At 60.4% G+C, this 1009-nt stretch carries 1 protein-coding gene; it reads right to left on the minus strand.

What is annotated here, in order from left to right; all coding sequences use genetic code 11:
- A partial coding sequence (locus tag B5F34_RS17185) for an MraY family glycosyltransferase (protein WP_239449030.1) occupies positions 1-902 on the minus strand: 902 nt, incomplete at its 3' end.
- Between the last annotated feature and the right edge of the window lie 107 nt (positions 903-1009).

Consider the following 1009-nt stretch of genomic DNA (forward strand, 5'->3'; position numbering starts at 1 on the left):
AGGAAGGGATTCTTGCCGTTGCGGACCCGACGCAGCACCACGCGGACCACGTCCAGCGAGGGGATGAGCAGCACGCTGAAGGAAACCAGCACCGGAGAACCGGCTATCTCGTCGGGAGTGGGACCCGTGTACATGCAGTATTTCACCGTGAACAGGCTCAGCAGGTAGCCCAGCAGCAGGCTGCCCGTGTCGCCCATGAAAATCTTCCGGCCCCGGGCGGCGTTCCCGAAAACATTATAAGAGAAAAAGGGAATCAGCACCCCGATGCTCACAAAAGCCACCAGGGCGTAGACCCACCAGCCGCTGTGGATGAACACACCGCCGAACACGGCCAGGGCGACCATGCTCAGACCGGAGGCAAGTCCGTCGATGCCGTCGATCAGGTTGATGGCGTTGGTGATGAAGACCACCAGCACCAGCGTCAGCGGGATGCCGAGCCAGGGAGTGACGGCGTAGATGCCGAACAGGCCGTAGAAGTTGTTGATGTACAGCCCCGAAAGGGGGAGCATCAGGGCGGCCAAAAGCTGGACCACGAACTTCTTGCGGTAGCGGACACCGATCAGGTCGTCGGCAACGCCCACGATGTAGAGCAGCGTCAGGCCCGAGGTGAACAGCAGCAGCTCGGACGTCATGCCGGGAAGGAACAGGCTGTCCGGGGAACCGCCCAGCAGCAGGCGCAGGGCGATGAACAGGCACACGCAGAACAGGATGACCGGGAAGAAGCTTACGCCCCCCAGACGGGGGACCAGGTTACGGTGAACCTTGCGGGCATCGGGCACGTCGAACAGACGCTTGCGGAAAGAGACCAGCAGGATGTTCGGAATGATGATCTGGCCCAGGACGACTGCCGTCGCCAGGGCGGCCACGATAAGTCCGAGGTTTTGCATCAAGATTGCGTTCATAAAAATGAAGTATGAAAAAGATTAGAACAGCATCATAAAAACGCCCCATCCACCTCCGCCAGGCTCATCTGCCGGTGGCACTCCCAGGCCAGGCGGTAAGCGGAAAC

This window comes from Mediterranea sp. An20 (genome assembly GCF_002160055.1).
GTDB lineage: Bacteria > Bacteroidota > Bacteroidia > Bacteroidales > Bacteroidaceae > Bacteroides > Bacteroides avicola.